Annotated in this window: 20 protein-coding genes; 8 read left to right on the forward strand and 12 right to left on the reverse strand. The window is 67.1% G+C overall.

Annotated features, from left to right (window positions below):
• The first annotated feature begins 34 nt into the window (after positions 1–34).
• The 6 genes from urtB to FHT32_RS33300 all read left to right on the forward strand — a co-directional run bounded on the left by urtB (position 35) and on the right by FHT32_RS33300 (position 5,984).
• Entirely contained in the window at positions 35–928 is an 894-nt protein-coding gene (gene urtB / locus FHT32_RS33275) for an urea ABC transporter permease subunit UrtB (RefSeq protein ID WP_176668805.1), read from the forward strand.
• Positions 929–933: 5 nt separating this feature from the next.
• Positions 934–2,058: an urea ABC transporter permease subunit UrtC gene (urtC, locus tag FHT32_RS33280; RefSeq protein WP_176668806.1), complete on the forward strand. Its 1,125-nt coding sequence runs from the start codon at positions 934–936 to the stop codon at positions 2,056–2,058.
• Complete coding sequence (gene urtD / locus FHT32_RS33285; RefSeq protein WP_176668807.1) at positions 2,055–2,807, forward strand: urea ABC transporter ATP-binding protein UrtD; 753 nt, start codon at positions 2,055–2,057, stop codon at positions 2,805–2,807. Before urtC ends, urtD begins: the two co-directional genes overlap by 4 nt.
• Positions 2,801–3,493, forward strand: coding sequence for an ATP-binding cassette domain-containing protein (locus tag FHT32_RS33290; protein ID WP_176668808.1), 693 nt, complete (start codon positions 2,801–2,803; stop codon positions 3,491–3,493). Before urtD ends, FHT32_RS33290 begins: the two co-directional genes overlap by 7 nt.
• A gap of 66 nt (positions 3,494–3,559) precedes the next feature.
• Positions 3,560–5,101, forward strand: coding sequence for an amidase (locus tag FHT32_RS33295; protein ID WP_176668809.1), 1,542 nt, complete (start codon positions 3,560–3,562; stop codon positions 5,099–5,101).
• Between the two features lie 262 nt (positions 5,102–5,363).
• The gene (locus FHT32_RS33300) at positions 5,364–5,984 is read left to right on the forward strand and encodes a Crp/Fnr family transcriptional regulator (RefSeq protein WP_256099265.1); all 621 of its coding nucleotides are present in this window, start codon (positions 5,364–5,366) and stop codon (positions 5,982–5,984) included.
• 174 nt (positions 5,985–6,158) lie between these two features.
• Here the strand turns inward: FHT32_RS33300 and FHT32_RS33305 are convergent, their stop codons facing one another.
• A complete protein-coding gene (locus FHT32_RS33305) occupies positions 6,159–6,647 on the reverse strand; it encodes an AtaL-like protein (RefSeq protein ID WP_176668811.1) in 489 nt (162 codons plus the stop codon).
• A 41-nt stretch (positions 6,648–6,688) separates the two neighbouring features.
• Positions 6,689–7,558 carry an SDR family oxidoreductase gene (locus tag FHT32_RS33310; protein ID WP_176668812.1) on the reverse strand — a complete coding sequence of 290 codons (870 nt, stop codon included), beginning with the start codon at positions 7,556–7,558 and terminating at the stop codon, positions 6,689–6,691.
• A 99-nt stretch (positions 7,559–7,657) separates the two neighbouring features.
• Between FHT32_RS33310 and FHT32_RS33315 the strand changes: the two genes are divergently transcribed.
• Both FHT32_RS33315 and FHT32_RS33320 read left to right on the forward strand, forming a co-directional pair.
• Positions 7,658–8,554, forward strand: coding sequence for a LysR family transcriptional regulator (locus FHT32_RS33315; RefSeq protein WP_176668813.1), 897 nt, complete (start codon positions 7,658–7,660; stop codon positions 8,552–8,554).
• A 367-nt stretch (positions 8,555–8,921) separates the two neighbouring features.
• Positions 8,922–9,836: a LysR substrate-binding domain-containing protein gene (locus FHT32_RS33320; protein WP_176668814.1), complete on the forward strand. Its 915-nt coding sequence runs from the start codon at positions 8,922–8,924 to the stop codon at positions 9,834–9,836.
• Positions 9,837–9,961: 125 nt separating this feature from the next.
• Here the strand turns inward: FHT32_RS33320 and FHT32_RS33325 are convergent, their stop codons facing one another.
• From FHT32_RS33325 to FHT32_RS33370, 10 genes are all read right to left on the reverse strand, one after another.
• Positions 9,962–10,393, reverse strand: a complete 432-nt coding sequence (locus FHT32_RS33325) for a VOC family protein (protein ID WP_176668815.1) — start codon at positions 10,391–10,393, stop codon at positions 9,962–9,964.
• 224 nt (positions 10,394–10,617) lie between these two features.
• Positions 10,618–11,439 (reverse strand): hypothetical protein, encoded by an 822-nt coding sequence (locus tag FHT32_RS33330; protein ID WP_176668816.1) that lies wholly within the window; start codon positions 11,437–11,439, stop codon positions 10,618–10,620.
• 6 nt (positions 11,440–11,445) lie between these two features.
• Positions 11,446–12,579, reverse strand: coding sequence for an alanine racemase (locus tag FHT32_RS33335; protein WP_176668817.1), 1,134 nt, complete (start codon positions 12,577–12,579; stop codon positions 11,446–11,448).
• Positions 12,580–12,625: 46 nt separating this feature from the next.
• Positions 12,626–13,411 carry an HAD-IIA family hydrolase gene (locus FHT32_RS33340; RefSeq protein ID WP_176668818.1) on the reverse strand — a complete coding sequence of 262 codons (786 nt, stop codon included), beginning with the start codon at positions 13,409–13,411 and terminating at the stop codon, positions 12,626–12,628.
• On the reverse strand, positions 13,402–15,048 hold the full coding sequence (locus tag FHT32_RS33345) for a hypothetical protein (RefSeq protein ID WP_176668819.1): 1,647 nt from the start codon (positions 15,046–15,048) through the stop codon (positions 13,402–13,404). Before FHT32_RS33345 ends, FHT32_RS33340 begins: the two co-directional genes overlap by 10 nt.
• Complete coding sequence (locus FHT32_RS33350; protein ID WP_218088536.1) at positions 15,045–15,671, reverse strand: hypothetical protein; 627 nt, start codon at positions 15,669–15,671, stop codon at positions 15,045–15,047. Before FHT32_RS33350 ends, FHT32_RS33345 begins: the two co-directional genes overlap by 4 nt.
• 31 nt (positions 15,672–15,702) lie before the next feature.
• Positions 15,703–16,752: a hypothetical protein gene (locus tag FHT32_RS33355; RefSeq protein WP_176668820.1), complete on the reverse strand. Its 1,050-nt coding sequence runs from the start codon at positions 16,750–16,752 to the stop codon at positions 15,703–15,705.
• Positions 16,749–17,870, reverse strand: a complete 1,122-nt coding sequence (locus FHT32_RS33360) for a hypothetical protein (RefSeq protein ID WP_176668821.1) — start codon at positions 17,868–17,870, stop codon at positions 16,749–16,751. The genes FHT32_RS33355 and FHT32_RS33360 overlap by 4 nt, the downstream gene beginning before the upstream one ends.
• Positions 17,867–19,087, reverse strand: a complete 1,221-nt coding sequence (locus FHT32_RS33365) for a hypothetical protein (protein ID WP_176668822.1) — start codon at positions 19,085–19,087, stop codon at positions 17,867–17,869. The genes FHT32_RS33360 and FHT32_RS33365 overlap by 4 nt, the downstream gene beginning before the upstream one ends.
• Positions 19,084–21,036, reverse strand: coding sequence for a PEP/pyruvate-binding domain-containing protein (locus tag FHT32_RS33370; protein WP_176668823.1), 1,953 nt, complete (start codon positions 21,034–21,036; stop codon positions 19,084–19,086). The genes FHT32_RS33365 and FHT32_RS33370 overlap by 4 nt, the downstream gene beginning before the upstream one ends.
• Positions 21,037–21,048 lie beyond the last annotated feature (12 nt).

The following is a 21,048-nucleotide window of genomic DNA, read 5'->3' on the forward strand; positions in this document are numbered from 1 at the left end:
TGCAGGTCAAGCCTTTTCGAGAGAAAGACTTCCGATGCTGGATGTAATACTGATCGGGCTCAGCATGGGCTCGATACTCCTGCTGGCCGCGTTGGGACTGGTCATCATCTATGGCGCGATGGGCGTGGTGAACATGGCCCATGGCGAGATGATCATGATCGGTGCCTATGCCGCCGTGATGGCGAAGATATGGCTGGGCTTCGGCCTCTTCGCCGCGATCCCGATCGCGTTCATCGTGTCGGGCGCCCTGGGCCTGCTGATTGAGCGCTGCGTGGTGAGGCGCCTGTACGGCCGGCTCGGCGACACGCTGCTCGCAACCTGGGGGGTGGCCATCCTGATCCAGCAGGCGGTGCGCCTCGAAGGTGGCTTGGCCTTCTTCGGCATCCATATCGAGGGACTCGGGCCGGGGCTGCAAAACATGCCCATTCCACAGATGCTCCAGGGCGCGGTCATGATCGGCAACACCCCGATCAACGCCTATCGCGCGTTCATCGTGGCCAGTACTGTGGTGCTGACCTTCGCAACGTGGCTGCTCCTGTATCGCACGCGCATGGGCCTGCAGGTGCGCGCCATCATTCGAAATCCACGCATGGCCGCCGCTTGCGGCATCGATGTGCAGCGGGTCAATGCATGGACCTTTGCCTTCGGTGCCGGCCTGGCCGGCGTCACTGGTGTGCTTGTGGCGGGCTTCAAAACCGTATCCCCCGACATGGGAACGGCACTGGTGGTCGACAGCTTCCTGGTGGTGGTGTCGGGCGGCGTCGGCAGCCTGCTCGGGGCGATCGTCACCTCGGTCGGACTCGGAGAGGTGACCGGCGTGGTCGCGGCGTTCAGCAACGACATCCTCGCCCGTGCGGTGGTGTTCGGCCTGGTGATCCTTCTCATCATCGTGCGCCCGCAGGGGCTGTTCTCGTTCAAGGGGCGGTGACGGCCATGGGAACCTCTCTGGACAAGCGCCTGACCGTTGCCGCGTATGTACTGTTCCTGGGCATGGTCTTGCTGGCGCCGCTCGTGCTCGACGGCTTCGGATTGAACCGGCTTGCCAAGTATCTGGTGTTCGGCGTGCTCGGCATCGCTGTTGCCATGTGCTGGGGCTATGCCGGCATCCTCAACCTGGGGCAGGGCCTCTTCTTCGGCTTGGGAGCCTACATGCTCGCCATGTCGCTGAAGATGGCGAGCCCGACCAGCCTGCAGCATGGAGGCGCGAATCCCGTGCCTGATTTCATGTTGTCCAACGCCGAGCCTGGCGCGACCGTGGATCTGTGCTGCATCAATCAGGGCTCGTTCCTCTGGCTGCCTTTTCGATCGCAGGGATTCGGCATCTTCATGGGCGTGGTGTTACCGGTGCTGGTGGCCTTCGTTCTGGGGAACGTGTTGTTCCGCAAGCGCATCGCGGGGGTGTTCGTATCGATCGTCACGCTCGCGCTGGTATTGCTGGTGCGCCTCCTGCTGGTGGACGCGCAGCCGCTGACCAATGGGTTCAACGGGCTGTCTGACCTCGCCTGGTTGCGTGTTGGCGCGTACGAATTCGACCCTTACAGCGTATCGACCTACTACCTGGTCGCGTTCACGCTCGCATTCGTACTGATCGGCGCGCGTGTCTTGCTCGCTACGCGCGCGGGCGTCATCCTGCGTGCGACCTCGGGCGATCCGCAGCGCGCGCGCTACCTGGGATTTGACGTAGCGCACTATCAGACCTTCTTCTTCGCGTTGTCCGCGGCCGTCGCCGCCGTGGCCGGCATGCTCTATGTGGTGGTGGCCGAGTTCGCGTCACCCACTTTCATGGACCTGAGCTTCTCGATCACGATGGTGGTATGGGCTGCGGTGGGGGGACGAGGCTCGTTGCTGGGCGCGTGCGTCGGCGCGATCCTGATCAACATGCTGGAGGCGACTGCGAGCGAAACGCAGTCGTTGGTCGAAGCCTGGCGTGTCATCGTGGGCATGACCTTCGTGCTGGTGGTGCTCTACCTGCCCAAAGGCATCGGTGGCTGGGCTCACGAGCTGATTGCGCGCTTCGACCATCGCGCGCGCAGTCGTACGGCTGGGGGGAAGTCATGACCGCGCTCGAACTCCAATCGCTTGGCGTGAGCTTTGGTGGTTTCAAGGCCGTGGATGGCGTCTCGCTGCGCGTGGCCGACGGCGAATTGCGCGTGCTGCTGGGCGCCAACGGTGCGGGGAAGACGACCTTGATGGACCTGATCTCGGGCAAGACTGCGAGTACGACGGGCCGTGTCGTGCTTTATGGGCGTGACCTGACAAATTGGCCTGAATACCGGATCGCCCGTGCGGGCATCGGCCGCAAGTTCCAGATTCCCAGCGTGTTCCGCGAACTCTCGGTGCGTCACAACCTGTGCGTGGCTGCGAGCCGGCAGCCTTCCATCTTGCGCAATCTGCGATGGGGCTTCGGGCATGGCATCGATGCCCGGGTGGATGAGATCCTCGGCCTGATCGGCCTTGAATCCGAGCAGCGTCAACTCGGTGGCGACCTCAGCCACGGGCAGACTCAGTGGCTGGAACTGGGACTTTTGATCGCGCAGGACCCCAAGGTGATCCTGCTCGACGAGCCCACAGCCGGCATGACGGCCGCCGAAACGCGCAAGACCGCGCAGATTCTCAAGAGCCTGCGCGGACGCCACACCATCCTGGTGGTCGAGCACGACATGGCTTTTGTGCGCGACATCGCCGAGCGCATCACCGTGCTGCATCTGGGTCGCGTGCTAGCCGAGGGAAACGTCGCCGAGATCGAGCGAGACCCCCGCGTGCGACAGGCCTATCTGGGATCCCACGGAATTGCATCGCCATGCTGACACTCACGAATCTTGACAGCTACTACGGCCGCAGTCATGCGCTGCACGACGTCAGCCTGGTCATTCCCAAAGGAAAGATCACAGCCATCCTCGGGCGCAACGGCATGGGCAAGACGACCCTGCTGCGCGCGCTGATGGGAACCATGGTGAACTCGACCGGCCGCATCGAGCTCGAGGGGCTGCGCATCGATGGTCTGCCCACGCACCTGCGCGCTCGTGCCGGTATCGCCTATGTGCCGCAGGGGCGCGAGATCATCCCTGACTTCACCGTCCGTCAGAACATTCTGATGGGCGCCTTCGCAGGGCGCGGTCCGCGCACGATCCCTCCACTGGCGCTCGAACTGTTTCCGTATCTCGCAGCGAATTTGGAACGGCCAGGTGGTGTGCTGTCCGGTGGCCAGCAGCAACAACTCGCCCTGGCGCGCGCTTTGGCGATCCAGCCAAGCGTGATGCTGCTCGACGAGCCCAACGAGGGCATCCAGCCTTCGATCGTGCAGGAGATCGAGGCTGCGATCTCGCGCATGAATCGCGAATTAGAGCTCACGATGGTGCTGGTGGAGCAGAACATCGACTTCGTGCGCCGGGTCGCCACCAGCTTCGCGATGTTTGAGAAGGGAGCGATCGTCGAGGGCGGGCCCATCGAGATGCTGAGCGACGAGATCGTCGACCGCCATATGACCTTCTGAGCGAGGCGCTGCCCTGTCCTTCATTTCTTCCGTCTTCTTCACGAAATCCACGCGAACTTCACCGCCATGAACCAGATCACCCCCGACATCGACCTCACGACCCTGACCATCGACAGCGTCCAGGAGGGCTTCCGTAGCGGCCTCTTCAGTGCCGAGTCGCTTGCACGCGCTTGCCTTGCCCAGATCGAGACCTGGAACGCGCGCTACAACGCCATCATCTTCCTCAACGACGAAGCCGTCGACGACGCGCGTGCCATTGATCGTCGACGCGAAGCCGGCGAAGTGCTGGGCCCGCTCGCAGGCGTTCCTGTCGTGATCAAGGATCCGATGGACATGGTCGGCTTTCCGACGACGGCCGGCTGGGCCCTGTTGCACAGCAAGACCGGGGGGGTCGACCTGATGCCTGCGACCGACGCTCCCGTCGTGGCGCGCATGCGCGCCGCCGGCGCCGTCATCCTCGGCAAGACCAACGTGCCGATCTTGAGCCACACGGGAACGCATGCGGACGACAGCTGGGCGGGCCCTACGCTCAACGTCGTCATGCCAGATCGTGTGCCTGGAGGAAGCAGCGCCGGTACTGCAACGGCGGTGGGCGCCAGCATGGCGGTGCTGGGACTCGCCGAGGAAACGGGGGGCTCGATCCAGAATCCGGCTTCGGCTCAGGATCTGGTCGGCATCAAGCCGACGATCGGGCTGGTGCCCAACGCCGGCGTAATGCCGCTGTCAGGCAATCGGGACGTCGTGGGGCCGATCGCCCGTACCGTGAAGGATGCGGCGCTATGCCTGGACGTGCTGGCGGGTTACTCCGCAGAAGATCCCAAGACCTTGGCCGGTGTCGGCAAGAAGCCGGTGGGCGGCTACACGTCGAAGTTCGGCAGCCGCACCCTGGAGGGAGCACGCATCGGGCTGTATGGTCCCGGCTGGCGCACTCAGCCGCTGTCCAGTGAGGCGAACGGCCTTTACCTGCGTGCCGCCGAAGAGCTCAAGGGCCGTGGCGCGGTGCTGATAGAGGATCCATTCGCTGGCACCGGATTCGCAGACCTGCGCCAGCCAACGCCGCCGCTCGCGAACTTCGATGCCCGCGGGATGGAATCGGTGCCCTATGACCTGCAGAAGTACCTCGAACGATTGGGCCCCGATGCGGCGCTCAAGTCCTTCGCCGAGTTCGCCGAAGCGACCCAGAGGGAGTCCGCCTTCGGACCGAAGGGTGTGCTGAGCTATCTGCACAGCCTGCCGCAGTTCTCAGCATCCCTGAAGTCGCCAACCATGCCGCCCGACCTTTCGGAATTCATCGCGCTGAAGGAGGCCTATCTGCGCATCGTGGACGAGGTGTTCGAGCGCGAGCAGCTCGATGCGCTGGTGTTTCCTCAGATGCGAGAGGAGTTGCCTGCGGTGAAGACTGGCACCATTCAGGAAACCACGGTGGGCGAACTCAACATCGCGGGCCTTCCGGCGGTCACGGTGCCGGCAGGCTACTACGCGTCAGGTGCTCCTTTTGGTCTGTTGTTCATCGGTCCGCTCTGGAGCGAAGCGGTGCTGCTCGCCTTGGCGCACGACTACGAGAACGCAACCCGGCATCGCAAGCCGCCCCGTCTCTGCGGTTCTTGAGCCGTTTCGGAGGCGCGGAGGGCGGCCTCGAGCATGGTTGCTGCCGCTTGTAGAGAGATTCGGAGCTGGCCAGTGCAGGCAAGAGCACATCTACAAGCGGGTCAACAAGGCGACGCGAAACACAGTGCGTCGCAGCGTTGTGCTGCACAGGAGATGCTCATGATTCCGGAGTTCGCCTGAACGGATCCAAATCCTCCCATGTTTGTGTGTTCCTCTACAGCGGAGCGAGCCTCAATATACGAAGATGTATTTACATCCCCTGATGGCGACCCTGCCGCTGGCGGAGCGCACGAAGCTCGGCGAATGCAGTCGTCTGAATTCCTACAAGCGCAACGATGTCGTGTTGGCGGCCGGCGATTCAACCGACCAGATCTATTGCGTCGCGAGCGGCCTGCTACGTGTGGTCGCGTTGAATCAACGCGACCACACGGAGATGACCACGGAATTCATCGGTCCCAACGACTTCTTCTTCCATCTGTCGATGCACGAAGACAGCTACTGCCCGAAGAAGACTTTGATTGCTGCACTGCCTTCGTCTGTGTATCTGGTTCCGATCGTGGAGATGCGCAGCCTCTGCACCAGGCATCCGGAAGTCGCACTTGGCCTGCTGGGGCTCGCGATGAAGCGCATGAGCAACTTGCGCGGTCAGTTCCATCGCATCTCGGTGCTTCCGGCGGAAGACTCGGTGCTGCGTGTGCTGCAGCAACTGACGCGACTCGCGCCCGCTGGCGAAGGGGGCTATGACCGGCGGATCACGCAGTCGGTGATCGCCTCGTATTCGGGTCTTTCGCGCGAGGTGGTCAACAAGACCATGCGCGATTTCGAACTGCGCGGAGTGCTGCGCCGCGACGATGAGAGCGTCCACGTCGCCACGATTTCGTGACAATCGATTTTGTCTAGACTGGACCGAGCCGGTCAGCCCACTCTTCGGGGGAGGGCGCTCGTCATGCCCGGCCCTTAAATAATCGGGGTGAAGCCAAGAATCGGAGCGGACTTCGAACCCCTCCACGGTGCTCTGGTGACGGCCCCTGCACGCGACGGCCCGGATGGCGAAGACTCACAGGCCGGGTACTGCGAGCCTGCCCTGCACGAGCAGTTCGCGGGTTCGCTTCAGCGTCGACAGCAGCGCGCTCCGATAGCCCCCTTCACCGTCCATCCACGTCTGCTCTGCCTGCTCCTCAGGGCCTCCCGGCGTCTTGCCGCGCAGGCCGAGGTAGCCGTAGAAGCGAAGCTGCAGGGCCCCTGAGGCGTCTTCGAACAGTTCGTTGACGATGGCGCCTTCACGCGGACCGGCGGCCTGGAAGAAGGTCACCTTGCTTTGCGGCTCGAACGCGATGATCTCGCGCAGATCCGCGCCGCCGATGGTGGCTTCGCGAACGATGTGGGTCGCGCTCTCCTGCACCACTTCGCATTGGGTGTACAGGCTCGGAGGAAGAAAGAGCCGGGCGTCGCGCGCCTTGAGGACGAGGCCGGCCCAGGCCTGCTCGCGGCTCAGCGCCAGTTCGCCTTCGGGGTTCACCGGAACGGTTGCTGTCGAATAGATCATGATGGTCTTTCAGTGAGTGGGATTCGATCGATGGATGCCGCTCAGGCTGCGGCGGCGATGTTTGCGGCGAAATCGCGGTAGGAGCGCAGCGGACGACCCAGCAAGGCGGTGAGACGCTGGGCATCGCCGGCCTCGGGCACCATCCCGTCGCTCAGGAAGCGTTCGCTCATCAGCCGCATGTCGTACGCCATCCACGGCGGCATGAAGTTCAGCAGGTTCTTTTCGAAGCCCGCCGTGTCGTCGCCACCGTACGCGACTTGGCGGCCCAGCACCTCGGACCAGATGGCCGCGACCGCGTCGCCGGTGAGCGTGTCTGGCCCCACGAGGTTGATCCGCTCCAGCGGCTGCGGCTCGCCCGCACGGTCGCGGCGCAGCAGTTCGATCGCGGCGATCTCGCCGATGTCGGCCGTATCGATCATCGCGAGGCCCTTGGCGCCGATCGGCATCGGATAGACGCCGTAGCCGCTCACCACGTCCTTGACCGTGAGATCGTTGTCCATGAAATAGGCCGGGCGCAGGATCGTGGCCTCGAAGCCCATGGCTTCGAGCATCCGTTCGACGCCGAACTTGCCCGCGAAGTGCGGCACGTTCACGTATCTGTCGCTGTGGATGACCGACAGGTACACGACACGGCGAACGCCCGCGTCGCGCGCCGCGTTGAGGACCACGAGGGCCTGCGTGAACTCGTCGGGGACGACCGCGTTGAGCAGGAACAGCGTGGATACGCCGTCGAAGGCGCCGCGCAGCGCCTCCACATCGAGCAGGTCGCCCCGGACGATCTCGACGGAAGCCGGCAGGCTTGCCTTGACTGGATCGCGCACGACGGCACGCACGCTGGCGCCGTGCTGGACGAGGTTTTGAACGACTTGGCGGCCGACTTTTCCGGTTGCGCCGGTTACGAGGATGGTCATGGAAATACTCCTGCGGGTTGAAGAAGGCTCCATCGTGCTCGTTCCAATTTATGGCCGATAGCCGATATATTTGGACTTTTTGTCTCTCTGGTGGAACACATGGACCTCCTTGCCCTTGCCGACTTCAACCTCGTGGCCCGACATGGCGGCTTCGGCCGCGCCTCGCGCGAGTCCGGGCGCCCCAAGGCGACGCTCTCGCGCCGCGTGGCCGACCTTGAGAGCGGCCTGGCCCTGCGTCTGTTCGAGCGCGGGCCGCGCGCACTCAAGCTCACCGAGGAGGGCCGTGCACTCTTCGAACGCACGGCGGTCCTGTTGACCGAACTGGACGAAGCCGCAGCGGCGATTGCTTCGGGCGGCGGCGCACCGCGCGGAAGGTTGCGGGTGAGCGCGCCGCTGCTTTTTTCGCAGGCCGCGATGGGCACGCTGGCGGCACGCTTCGCGATGAAGCATCGCGAGGTCCGCCTCGAGGTCACCACGGAAGACCGCGAAGTGGACATGGTGGAGGAGGGCTACGACCTCGTGATCCGCGTCAATCCGGCGCCGGACGAACGCCTCGTGGGGCGCATCTTCCTCAGGGACCGTCTGGTGGCCGTGGCAAGCCCTGCCCTGAAGAAGCCCGCGGCGGGCAAGACCGCGCCGGCCGTCGTACGGCCGGGCGACGTACCGGCCCACGCCGCTGCATGGGAGCTGTCGGCGCGCGGCCGCACGCGCACCCTGGCGGTCGAGCCGGTGCTGCAGCTCTCGTCGCTGTTCATGATCCGCGATGCCGCGCGCGCGGGCATCGGCGTCGCGTGCCTGCCGGCATCGCTGGTCACACACGATCTGGCGGCAGGGCGGCTCGTGCACTGGGGTGACGTCGAGGGCCCCGAGATCGCACTGTGGGCCCTCTATCCCTCGCGCAGGCTGCTCAGCAGCCGTGTCTCGGCTTTCCTCGAATTCCTGCGGGAAGCCTTTCCTCAGGGAACGCCCGACGAGCTCGCGGCCTTCATGGAGTGACGCCCCCGGCGCGCACGCGCCGGATTCCCCAGACACCGCCTGGAGAATCGGCTTCCGCCCGGAAACTCAGACGATGTCTGAGACATCGCCCGAACTGCTGGCGATCGCCCAGGCATTTCCTTTTCCCTGGTCGGCCTACGTGCGCCTGCCCTCGGTTAAGAGCCCGCAGGCGCGCGCCTCAAGGGGGTCGCCCGCGCGAACCGGAGGTACGGCAGCACAGGCGGCGCACGGAGCCCAACTGACCAGGCTGAGGCAACCCCCGTGCCGTTCATTGGCGCCGTCGGCTCGGCCGGCGGGATGCCGGAGCCTGTCATGCGAGTAGTGGACGGACAATCGAGCCAACTTCGATCCTCGACGTGGAAGACCATTGATCAGCGAACTCAAGACCTTCATTGCCGTCTGCAAGCACGGTACGTTCGCGGCAGCGGGCGAAAGAATCGGCCTCACGCAATCGGCCGTCAGCAGCCAGATCAGGCGGCTCGAGGAGTCACTGGGTTTCGAGCTCTTCGACAGGACCGGTCGTTCCGCCACGCTCAACGAGCGCGGCCAAGGAACGCTGGAGCGCGCGAAGGAGATCTGCGCGCTGTACGAGAAGCTCGGCGACGCGCCGGACGACGCCTCGTTGAACGGCCTGCTGCGCATAGGCGCCATCGCTTCGGCGCAGCCGACCCTCCTGGCGCGTGCGCTCGAGCGGCTGCGCCAGATCCATCCCAGGGTTCGCGTGCACGTGGCACCCGGCGTGTCGATGCACCTGATGGACGACCTCGACACGGGCAAGATCGATGCGGCACTGATCATCCGGCCGCCGTTCGGCATGCTGCCTGACCTGACATGGCAGCCGCTCGTTCAGGAGCCCTTCGTGCTAGTCGTTCCTAACTCGGTCCGCGGCAAGGACTGGCGCACGCTCATCCAGACGCAACCCTTCCTGCGCTACGACCGCGGGTCATTCGGCGGACGGATGGTGGAGGGCTTTCTCCGGCTTGAAGGCCTGTCTGTCAACGACGCAGTCGAGATCGACGAGATCGCGGGGCTGATCCACCTGGCGTCGAAAGGACTTGGCGTGGCCCTTGTTCCGTTGGTGGAGGCGCATGTGCCGCTGCCGCCGGGCGTGCGCGCCGTATCACTCGGGGAGTTCACCTTCTACCGCGAGATCGGCTTGCTGCGCCGCAAGCCCCGGTTGACACCGCCCATCGTGGCGCAGTTCGCGGAGTGCCTGCTCGAGGCATCGCAGGGAGCGCAGAGAACTCAGGCAGGCAGGAAAAAGGCGTCCGGCGCGCGCTGAGCGTGGAACCGGCCCGTTCCTTGCCAGCCGATAGGCCGCAGGCACACAGGGTGGGCGATCTTTCGCTCAGGTCCGAAGCCGCCAATCGTTGGCGTACCTCGCAGGCTTCGAGCGGCCCGTCAGGCTCACTTGGCGAACAGCGACCCGAGATCCGCGAAGGACTTCATCTCGATCGCATTGCCCGACGGATCGAGGAAGAACATCGTGGCCTGTTCGCCCACTTCTCCCTTGAAGCGGATGTAGGGTTCGATGACGAACTTGGTACCGCGCGCGATCAGCTTGTCGGCCATCGCCTGCCACTGCGCCATCGGCACGATGGCGCCGAAGTGGCGCACCGGCACGTCATGGCCGTCCACCGCGCTGCTGCTGCGGTGGCCGCACTCGTCGGGTGCGAGATGTGCCACGATCTGGTGGCCATAGAAATCGAAGTCGACCCACTCGGGAGCGCTGCGGCCCTCGGGGCAGCCGAGCAGTTCGCCGTAGAACGCGCGTGCCTCCGCGATGTCGCGGACCGGGAAGGCCAGGTGAAAGGGGATTCGAGTGGTGTTGGATGTCATCGTGGATCCTGGTGAGGGTTGGGAACCAGGGCACTGTAGGAAACCATATCAACGATGAAAAGCGATATGTTTCGCTTCTGAGCACGATGAATTTCGATGAGTCAGCAATTGGCGAATCTCGCCACTGTCACGACAGGAAATGATTTGTCCCAACGTGATCACCGGGAAGGCGGCGATCAGGTCATCCAGGAGTCGCGCGACTACGCGCCCTCCCTCTTACCAGTCTACGCAGGTGCCGGACTCCTGACCATCAGCTTGACCGCGTAGGGACCGACACTGTTGAGCTTGGAGGCACCATACAGAAATTCGCCCGTGTGCCTGAAGCCAAAGCCCTTGAAGACACGGGCGTCGTTGCGATCCGGGTTGCTGCTCTGCAGCAGGTAGAACAGTCCGTGGATATCGGCCAGCCGCTGGAAGGGACGCGACATCCGCGAGGCCACGCGCTTTTGCTCATGGTCCGGCCGCACACAGACCATCCCGCCGTAGACGCATCGCACGGGGATACCCTCGCGCACTCGCATGGCATGGGTTGCGCGCTGCAAGGCGGCGGAGGCGCTCTGGGCCGCCAGGGTCCGGCGCAGGCCGTAGGCGCGCAAGGCGGCGGGTGCACCCACCGTCAGGTCATGGAAGAGCCCTCGCCCGGCGGAGGCAGCGCTCGGCAAGGTCCTGAGCGCCGCACCGCGGACCGTGCGGCCGCCTTGGCGCTCGTCGCATGCAGTCTCCAGAACCACTACGCCGCCCACGCGCAACGCCGCCTGCAACAGGTAATGGATGACGCGCGCGATCTTGCGCTCGGCATCGGCGTAGTCGCCCGACCCGACGCGCTTGACGTCGGCTGGTCGCAGCCACGCGATCCAAGCCTTGTCGCGGTTGCGCACGAACGCCTGCGCCATCACCTCGGCCGCCTGCACCAGGTCGTGCGGCGTGGCGGCGATGTGAACCCGGGGTGCCTCCGGTTCCGCCTCGCTGGCGATGTTCTGTTCCTCGAGCAGGTTGGCCAGGCTCCGGAGAACAGCGGCCTCGATGTTCAGCCTGACGGCGGACATGATGGTTCAACCCGCTTCGTGATCGTCGAGCGTCACCAGATGGTCGACCGAGAAGCCGTTGAATGCGCAGCGCACGCTCTCCGAATAGGCTCCTACATGCTGGAACTCGATCCAGTCGCCTTCTCGGAGGTGGTCGGGCAGCGCGTACGGGAACGCGAGTCGGTCGTTGCTGTCGCAGGTCGGCCCGAACACCACGAACTCGCGCTGGCCACCGGCGGTCGCATCGATGGCCTCGCCGCCGCGCCACGCCCGCACGGGCAACTGGAAGAACTGCTGCGCCGGCAGCAGCCCCCCGAAGATGCCGGCGCCGCAGTAGAGCGCCTGATCCTTGCGCAGGATGACACGCGCGAAGAGCGACATGCAGTCGTAGGCCAGCACGCGCCCCGGTTCGCACAGCAGTTCCACCCGCTTGAGCGTCGCGGACGAAGCGACGAACTCGCCCAGTTGCCGCAGCAGCGCCGAAGGTGGTGGCATCGGCATGTTGTCGTAGCGCGCAGGAAAGCCGCCGCCGATGTCGAGCGACGCCACGCGCGCGTCGGCCTGTTCGATCAGCCGGGCGGCCGTCTGCATCGCCGTGAGATAGGGCTCGATGCTGATCGTCTGCGAGCCAGGGTGGAACGCCAGACCGCACGACCATGCGGTCTGCACCGCGACGCGCTGGAGCAGGCGCAGCGTCTCCTCGTGTGAGGCGCCGAACTTGCTGTTCAGGTCGTAGAGCGCGTCCGAGGCCCCAGAGTGGAAACGCACGTGGACGCGCAGCGAGGACTCTCCGGTGGGCAACACCTCGATGAGCTTGTCGAGCTCCGCGGCGCAGTCGATCACGAAGTCCCGAAGGCCCAGTTCACGCCAGGCGCGCTCGATGTCGCGGCGCGACTTCGCGGGGTTCATGAACCAGCTTCGCGCACCCGGCGCCTCGGCCTGCACGAGGAGGGCTTCGCCGATCGAGGCCACGTCGAAGCCTGCGACGCCGGCGGTGCGCACGGTCGAAATCACCTGCGGCAGCGGATTCGCCTTCACAGCGTACAGCACGCTACCGGGAAAGCCTTCGACAAAGGCTCGGGTCGAGCGCATCAAACGGGCGGGGTTGAATGTATAGAACGCATCGAACTCCGTCGTGCGCAGCGCCGTATCGAACTCCATGGTATTTGCCCCTCGTGAATCTTGTGATGTGTTTCCGGCCGCTCGTTCAGCGTGCGAGAAGACCCGTGTCGCGCAGGTAGGGCATCAGGCCGGCGATGCTCTGCAGCTGCGCACCGGGGACGGCTGTTCCCGGTGCGCGCGGTGTCTCGCCCTTGCCGGTGCGCACCAGCACGCTTGCGATGCCCGAGGCCTTCGCGCCTTCGATGTCGGTGAGCAGGTCGTCGCCCACCACCAGCGCCTCGGCTGCGGTCACGCCGACCGCATCGAGCGCGGCCTGGAAGAACACCGGAGAGGGCTTGCCGGTGACGATGGCCTGCTGGCCCGCCGCGGCCTCCAGCCCCACGATGAACGCGCCCGCGTCCAGCCGCGCAGGCCCCGCGCCGTCGAACCAGTAAAGGTTGCGATGCGGCACCACCAGACGGGCGCCCTCGCGCAGCATGCGAAAGACCCCGTTGAGCAGTGCATAGTCGAAGCGTTCGGCCACATCGCCGATCACGACGAAGTCGGGCTTGCTGGCGTCCTGGCGGATGCCCTCGAAGAGCTCGACCATCGCATCGGGCACCAGCAGGTGGCAGGACGCCTCAGCCTGCCCGCGGAGGTAGGCGCTGCAGGCCAAGCCTGCGGTCTGAATGGCGTCCTCGGCCGCGTGGATGCCACCCGCGCGCAGCTCCGCGGCAATGTGTTGTGGCAGCCTGGCGCTGATGTTGGTCAGCAGCCGCACCGCGAGCCCTGCGTCCGCGGCTTCCTGCAGCACCCGGTTCGCCCCGGTGATCGCTTCGCCCCGGAAAAGCAGCGTGCCGTCGATGTCGATGAGCAGCGCCTTCAGTGCCATGCATGCGCCTCTGACAGCGCCCTGGCCGGCGCGGGCTGCGCCAGGCCGGCCATCAGCGCCGGGGCCAGCTGAATCAGGGTCAGCGGTGCCTGCCATGCCGGCGCACCGGGCTGCAGGGTCGGCTCCAGGAACACGCCCTTGAGCCAGGGCGCGTCGGACCAGCAGGTGTGGTCGCCTCCCTTGCGGCTTGCCGCGGCAAAAGGCAGGTGCGGTGACTTCAGCAGGCGTGCGGCCGTCGGCGGCTGCAGGTACCAGGGGCTGGTCCATCCATCGCCCAGGTCGAGCACCGGGCCCTCGATCAACCGGAAGGCGCCCGAGAGCCCGGGTGGCAGGGCGTCGTTCAGCGCATCGAGGAGCGCCGGGGTGGTCACGCCCGCCGCCGCCATGCGTTGGGGGTGCAGGGCTAGCCAGCCGTTCTCCGCGGGGTGGTAGAACATCATCGAGCGCTGCGTATCGATCCGTCCGTCGTCCTGCGTCGCGAGCCAGCCCTGCGAGGCGAAGCATCGGTTGGGTGCCAGGTCGTGGCTCAGCGGCTGCATGCCGTGGTCCGAATGCGCGATGAAGCGCCAGCCTGGGGGAAGCAGCGCCTGACATCCATCGAACAACTCGAAGAGCCAGCGCGCCATCCGCGCCCGGATCGCGCTGGCCAGTGCAGGTTGCGGTGCAGCCGCGGCTGGGTCCAGGTGGCGCAGCAGCTGGTGCGACAGCAGGTCGATCACGGGGTAGTAGGCCACCGCCACCTCCGCGCCGCCCGCGCGCAGGTTCCAGAGGATGTCGTCGAGAAAGCTGCGGTGCATCACCTCGAGAAGGTCCAGCAGCAGCAGCTCGGCCGAACCGTCGCCGCCCTGGTCAACATGCCGCCCCAATGCGCCGCTCGCATGCAGCTTCGCCGGGTTGCCCACGCTGCAGGCGCGATGGCGCAACGCCAGCCGGCGCAGTGCGGCGTCGCGGCCATGCACGAACACGGGCTGGAAGCCCAGGAAGCACAGCCGCGGCTGCCCCTCCACGCGCTGGGCATGCACCGCGACCGCGCGGTTGGTGTCGCCGGCAAGCGCCACCGGCAGGGCCGGAGACAGCGCGACGTGGCAGGTGCCGCCGAACGGCACGCGCAGGTCCCCGCCCGTCGGCACGCCGTGAACCACGATGGCCGCGTCGTCGCTCGATACCGACAGCGGGCAATGCAGCTGCAGTGCCGGCACCGACAGCACCTCGCCCGGCGCCAGCACCGCAGGCGGGCTCACGAGGCGTGCATAGACCTCGGTGTGCGACAGCAGCGCACCCGCGAGCCGCTGCGGCTGCACGAAAGGCACGGCGCTGGTGCGCACGCGCCCACCCGCCGCGGCCCAGCGGTCCCATACCATCTGCGTGGCACGCGGCCAGCGCGAGAAGGCGTCGGCCACGGCCAGCGGGTCTGCCGCACCGGCGTCGGGGATCTCGTAGCCCGTGAGCCCGTGCGCACTGGCGTCCAGCCCGCTCCAGATGCTGAAGAGCGACGGCGGCGTCTGGCAGTTGGGCGCCAGCGGTTCCAGCGGCAGCGCGCAATCCACGCGCAGCGGCAGCATTGGCGCGAGTTGCTGCCACAGCGTGTGCGACAGGCCGTCCACCAGCAGCCACAGCAGCCCCTTCGCGAGGCTCATGCCGCAGCCTCGGCGGTCGCATCGGTACGCCGGCTCGCGAGCAGCAGCCGGCACAGGCCGTCCACCTGGGCCTGCAGCGCGGCAAGGCTGCCGTTGTTGGTGAGAACGTAGTCGGCCTCGATGCGTGCCATCTGCAGGTCGAGCGGACTGTCCTTCACGACGCTGAGATCGTTGCGCACGGCCAGCCGCTGAGCGCGAACCTCCGCGCGCGCAGCCACCTTGACCACCACGAAACCCGCCTCGCGCAGCGCGGGCCAGTCGACGCGGTCGTCGCGCAGGTCGTCATTGATCACCACGTCGGCGCACGAAGTCGCCAGCCGCCGCAGGAAGCCATCGGCCAGCGCGCGCGCATGGATCGCCCGCAGGTGCGTCGCCACGCTTTCCAGCAGCTTCTGGTCCTGTGTCTCCGGCGTGAGGGCGATGCCGGCTTCGGCATAGAACATCGCCTGAATGCGGTACAGCGGCTCGGCCAGCTTCACGACCTCGACCGAATGCCCGCGCGCGAGCAGCCACTCGCGGATCAACTCCGCGGTCGTGCTCTTGCCCGAGCCGCTGGGCGCCACGAGGCACAGGCACAGTCCCGGGCGCTGTTCGGGCGATTGCGTGGCGATGGGATTCGGCATGGCTGTGTGTCCTTCCTTTCGCGCGTGTTCTTCAGGCGTGCGCCAGTGCTGCCCGGCCCGGCATGCTGATCCAGGGCAGCGTGGCCAGCGCGGCGGCCACGGGTGCGGCCACCCGCCGCTCCATCGCGCGGTCGGCCGGCGGCATGCCGTGCCAGGTGGACGTGATGAAGGTGTGCGGCCACTCGAAGATGCGCGGATCGCGCAGCAGGTCGTCGATGTCCTCGCCGCGCAGCGCCCGGGTGCTCAGCGCGCGGTCCACCGCGACCTCGGGCAGCACGATGCGTTCAAGCCAGCCGCTGCCCACCGGGCTGCGGCCGACGGCACCGGCGAAGGCCTCGGGCGTGAGCAGGATCTTGTCGGAATCTGCGCGCGCGGGGTCCAGCGCAGCGTCGGCCTGGCTGCCCAGCCGCTCGATCAAGGCCGGGTGCTGCCGCAGCGAGCCCAGGCCGATGTGCGGGTAGTCGGGCCAGCCGCGTGCGCGCAGCCGGCCGTCCACCACGTCCAGCAGCAGCTTGTCGCCCGAGAAATAGCGAAGTCCCTGGCCGAGAACGAGTTCCAGCATGGTGGTGGTCTTGCCCGCACCCTTGATGCCCGCGATGGCGATGACACCACCGGTCTTCTCGTCGAGCACGGCCGAGCTGTGCAGGATCGCCGTCCCCTTGGCCTGTTCGACCAGCAGGCCGAAATAGCGCACGAGCTCGATCAGGTGGATGAACGCGGTCGCTTCGTCCCCATAGAACGCGACCTCGCGACGCGAGACGCTGTAGCGGTAGCCCACGCCCGTTTGCGCGTCCCACGCGAGCTGGGTGTCGTCGTCGAGCGCGCCGCGCAGCACCTTGAGCGTGAAGCCCACCGCATAGGTCTCGCGGATCGTCATCGGCGTGATGCAGCGGACACGCCATTCGGGCAGGAATTCGTCGGCCGCGTGCAGGTCGACGCATAGGTCCGGCTCGCCGTCGCCCGCCCCGGCCCAGAGATAGGGCGCGAGGAAGGTTCGCAGGCGCGTGGCCAGCGGTTTCGAGCTCTGCTGCGCACGCAGGCGCAGGCTGAACACGGTGTTGGTCAACAGGCTGTCCGTCATGGGCGGGGGCTTCCTTCGGCAATGCGTTCGTACACGTGGGCGAGGCCTTCGGCGGCGGGGTGGGCGTCGAGCCCCAGCCGCCCGAGAAATTGAAGAAGCTGGTCGTGCAGCGCGGCCTGATCCTGCGCGACGAGCGCGGCGTTGCCGTGCCCGCGCGTGCGCAGGTAGCCGATCGTGCACAGGAGGATCGGCGTCGCGGCCTGCGCACAGGAGAACGCCACGCTGAAGAGATTGCCCGTTTCGAGGGATTCGCAGCCCGAGCTCGCCCGCGTGTGGCGCCAGCGTGCCACCGGCCGCAGCGGCAGGTCGAAGTGCTGGGCCAGGTCGACCTCGACGGCCGCGCCGTGCATCTGGTCGGGGTGGTGCTCGTGTGTCCACGGCGCATTGGCGTCGCGCCGCAGCACCGCGCTGAACTCGGCCAGCGGCTCCAGCACCGTCCCCCGGCGCTTGCGGCTGAAGAGCGCGGCGTTGGCCCATCCGCTGCGCCCTTCCAGATGAGGCAGGACGCGGCACAGGATGTTGTCGTGGTCGCTGTGCTGCAGCTCGTCGCCGATCTGCGCGACGAAGGGGGAGTCTTGGTCGGCGTCGAGCGCGTCGAGCCAGGCGTCGCCGAGCGCCAGTACGTCTGGCGGCGCTGACGTGTCGAGGATCAGATGCAGATCCTGCGGCTGCGCATGCACGGCGTAGTGGCACTCGTAGTTGTTGGTCTGCAGGTGGTTGGCCTGGAAGGACCGCCAGAGCTGCTCGTAGAGCGACGACGGCGCGAAAGGCTGCTCGGGCACCGGCGGCGCGATGAAGTGCGCCACGTGGCGGTCCGCGCGATCGACCAGGTGCCTGATATGCATCAACCCGCCGTCGAGCTCCACGCGGGCCAGGGGCACCCAGTCGGGGTCGACGTTGTGGCTCGGCACCGCGGCGACGCCGCCGGAAACGGGCTGCCATGCCGCATCCACGCAATGCGCGACGAGCGCGTGCGCGCCGCGGCAGTCTGCCTGCGCCGCCCGCGCGCCCCATCGGGCAGGCACGCGCTGCACGCGCAGCCGGCGGGCCGCCTCGGTGGAAGGCTCCGCGTGGCGCAACCGCCAGCTGCCGAACACGATCATCGATGTGCGGTTCATGCGGCCCTCCGCTCGGCCGGTCGATCCCGGCCGGCGTCCGCGACCTCGCGCACGAAGTCGAGCTTGGAGTACAGGTCCTGCTGGTGCGCCTGCCCCCATCGCGCAAGCGACGCGCCCACGAAGCCCGAGATCGCGTCGAAGTCCTGCTCGAGCGCGCGCAGTTCGCCGAAGCTGCGCGTGCGGCAATACTCGACCTCGCATTGCGAGAAGACATGCGCATCGTCGAGCGTGCGGCACACGTCCATGTAGATGCCGAAGATGTTGCCGGTGGCCAGCGATTCGAACTGCGCGTCGAAGCGCTTGCGCCGGTACGAAGGCAGCCGCCGCGTGGCCTCGGACGTCAGCGTTCGCAGGTGTGCCTCGATGTCGTCCATGCCCAGCGCCAGGTTGCCCCAAAGGGATTCGCGGCGTACCTCGCTGTTCTCGATGAACCACTTGCGCTTGACCGTCATGCGCCCGTCCGCCTGCGGGATGTAGGCGACATAACCGCTCTCCGCATTCGCGCCGAGCACCTCGAAGATGTGCTGCTCGTAGTCCCAGACCTGGATCTCGCGGTCGATCTCGGGCACGAAATCGGGCAGCGCGCCCTCGGCGATGGCGTCGTGGAATGCCATCAGCAGCCGCCAGGTGTCGGGAATGTCCCGGAACGTGAACTTGCGCTCCATCTCCAGGTCGGGCCGCCACTTGGTGTACCAGCATTCGTCGCCGAACGCGGGGCGCAGGGCGGCGAGCACCGGGGCATGGCTCGCGACCAGGTCCTCGAAGTGGCGCCAGGCCAACGGCGCATCGGGCGCCGCCTCGTCGCGGTAGCGCAGGAAGAGACTGCCGAGCTCGCCTTGCTGGACGAAATGATGGAAGGCGAGCGAATCGCCTTCGCGGATGGCGGCGATGGACGGCGCGAGGCGCGGTGCGAGTCCCGCACCGGCGTCGAGCGCGGGCGCGAGTTCGGGGTGGCGCTCGCACAGCCAGGCGCAGAAGCGGCGGCTGGCCGCGCGCTGCGTCGCGCTGAAGCTGCGGTATTCGAAGTCCGGCGCGTCCGGCGGCGCGGCGTGGCGGCTTGCGTCGGGCAGCCAGACGGACTGCAGCCGCAGGTCGCCGCCTCGCACGTAGAAGCTGTTGGCACCCCTGCGCAGGCCGGTGCCGGTGCACGCGAGGAGGGCTACCGGACGCCGCGGCGCGGCGTTGGCACGCACCAGGAAATAGACGGTTTCGTTCACGCCGTCTCCCGGCTGCCGCAGGCGGCGTGTGCCGTGTGTGCCGCGCTCGTCGCGCGTGCCTCGATCGTCAGGCTTGCGCCCTCGAGCCCCCGTGCGTGGAGCTCGCGCGAAGCCACGGCCGGGATCTGGCTCTCGCGCAGCAGGATCGCGAGATGGCAAAGCATCGAGGCCTGCTCGAACACGAAGCCCGAGACGTAGGGAATGAGCGCCGCGAGCGCGGCATAGGGTCGCGGCGCCACCACGATCATCGAGCCACCGCCCGCGCGTGCGCGTTCGGCCAGGCGGGCGATGGCGGGGCCGAGGCTTTCCGGGCTCGGCATGTGGCTGATCGACACGGTCGCGGCGATGCTGATGTCCTCCAATTGCCGGTCGGCCGGGACCACCAGCACCGCGCCATGCGCGAAGCCGGGAGAAATCGTTCGCCGTCCCGGCTCCTCGCCCGCTCCCTCGCTCCCCTGGGCGATGTGCAGGCTCTTGATCGGCGAGAAATCGATCAGCCTCAGCCGGCCGCCGCTCGCGACCCATTCCAGCTGCACCGGCCCGAAGCGCTCCACCGCCGCATGGGTGGCGCGGTGGAGCTGTTCGCGCTCGCGCGCGCCGAACGGTACGGCCGCGGCGGATTGCGAGCCGCTCACCCGCGCGTCGCCGTCGATGAAGAACGTGTGCGTGAGCGCCGATCCGCGATTGATCGCCAGCAAGCCGTCAGTGGAGCACTCGCAGAGCACGCCGCCGTCTCCGGTAGGCTGGGTGATCAGCCCCCAGTCGCCGCGCACGTAGTCGCGGATCACGAAGGTCGATGCCTTCGCACCCAGTACCTGCCGCAGGCGGGCGGCCAGCTCGCCGGTGGGCAGCACCTGCTGGCGCAGGCCGTCCGAGAAATCGAGCACCACACTCTCCTCGCCGAAGCGCGCGCACAGCGCCTGCATGCGCGAGTCATCGGCGAAGCCGCCCGCATTGCCGCGCACCAGCAGCGCCGTGCCCGGAGCCACGCCGTGCGCATCCGCGAGCAGCGCGAGCGGCCGGCGCTTCGAGCGGAAGTAGTTCGCGAAACCCGGCAGCGGCCGGAACTCGGCGATGTCCTCGTCGGGTGCGAGATAGAGGTCGGTCCATGCGGCCTGGTCCGTGTCCTCCTCCGGCGCGTGCAGCGAGGTGATGGGGCGCCCCTGCAGCACCCACACCTGTTCACCGTCGAAGGCCCATTCGACGTCGACCGCTGTGCCCAGCTGGCTCTCCACCGTGCGCACGACCGCTCCGAGCTCCACCAGCATCTCCTGCTGGTCGCGCAAAGGAGCGTCCCCGGTCAGTCCGGCCTCCCCCCAGCGCACCGACTGCGAGGCCGCGGCACCGGACACCAGCGCATCGCCCAGGCCCTGCACGGCCTCGATCAGCATTTCGGGCCGCCCGTCGATCGGGTCGCGGCTGAAGGCAACGCCGGCCCAGCGCGCGGCAACCATGAGCTGCACGATCACCGTCATCTCCAGCGGCGCGTCGAGCAGGCCGCAGCGCAGCCGTTCGATGGCCGCGCGGCGCGAGAAGGCTGAACGCCACACCTGGGAGACTGCCGTCTTCAGCGCCGCCAGGCCCTCTACCTGCAGCACGGAGTCGAAGATGCCGGCGAAGCTGTGCGCCGCGCCGTCCTCGATGCCGCCGGAGGAGCGCACCGCCAGCGCGTGCGCAGCCGACAACCCGGCCCTGGCCAGCAGGTCCGCCAGGCGCGCGTCTGCATCGCGTGCCCATTGCGGGGCGGCCACCGCGTCGAGCCGGCCGAGGTCACGGTCCAGGAAGGCACCGGCGGTGAGCCGGATGCCGGCAAACACCTCCTGCGCCTCCTCGCGCATCGCGCCGTGGTTGGTCCACAGTTCGGCCAGCAGTTCTTCGTCGAGTGCGAACAGGGCGGGCACGGGCACGGCATGCGACAGGGCGACGAGCGTGCGGTACTTGGAAGACATGGCTCGGCGCTC

Origin of the sequence: Variovorax sp. SG517 (genome assembly GCF_013376045.1) — a bacterium.
Classification (GTDB): Bacteria; Pseudomonadota; Gammaproteobacteria; order Burkholderiales; family Burkholderiaceae_C; genus Variovorax.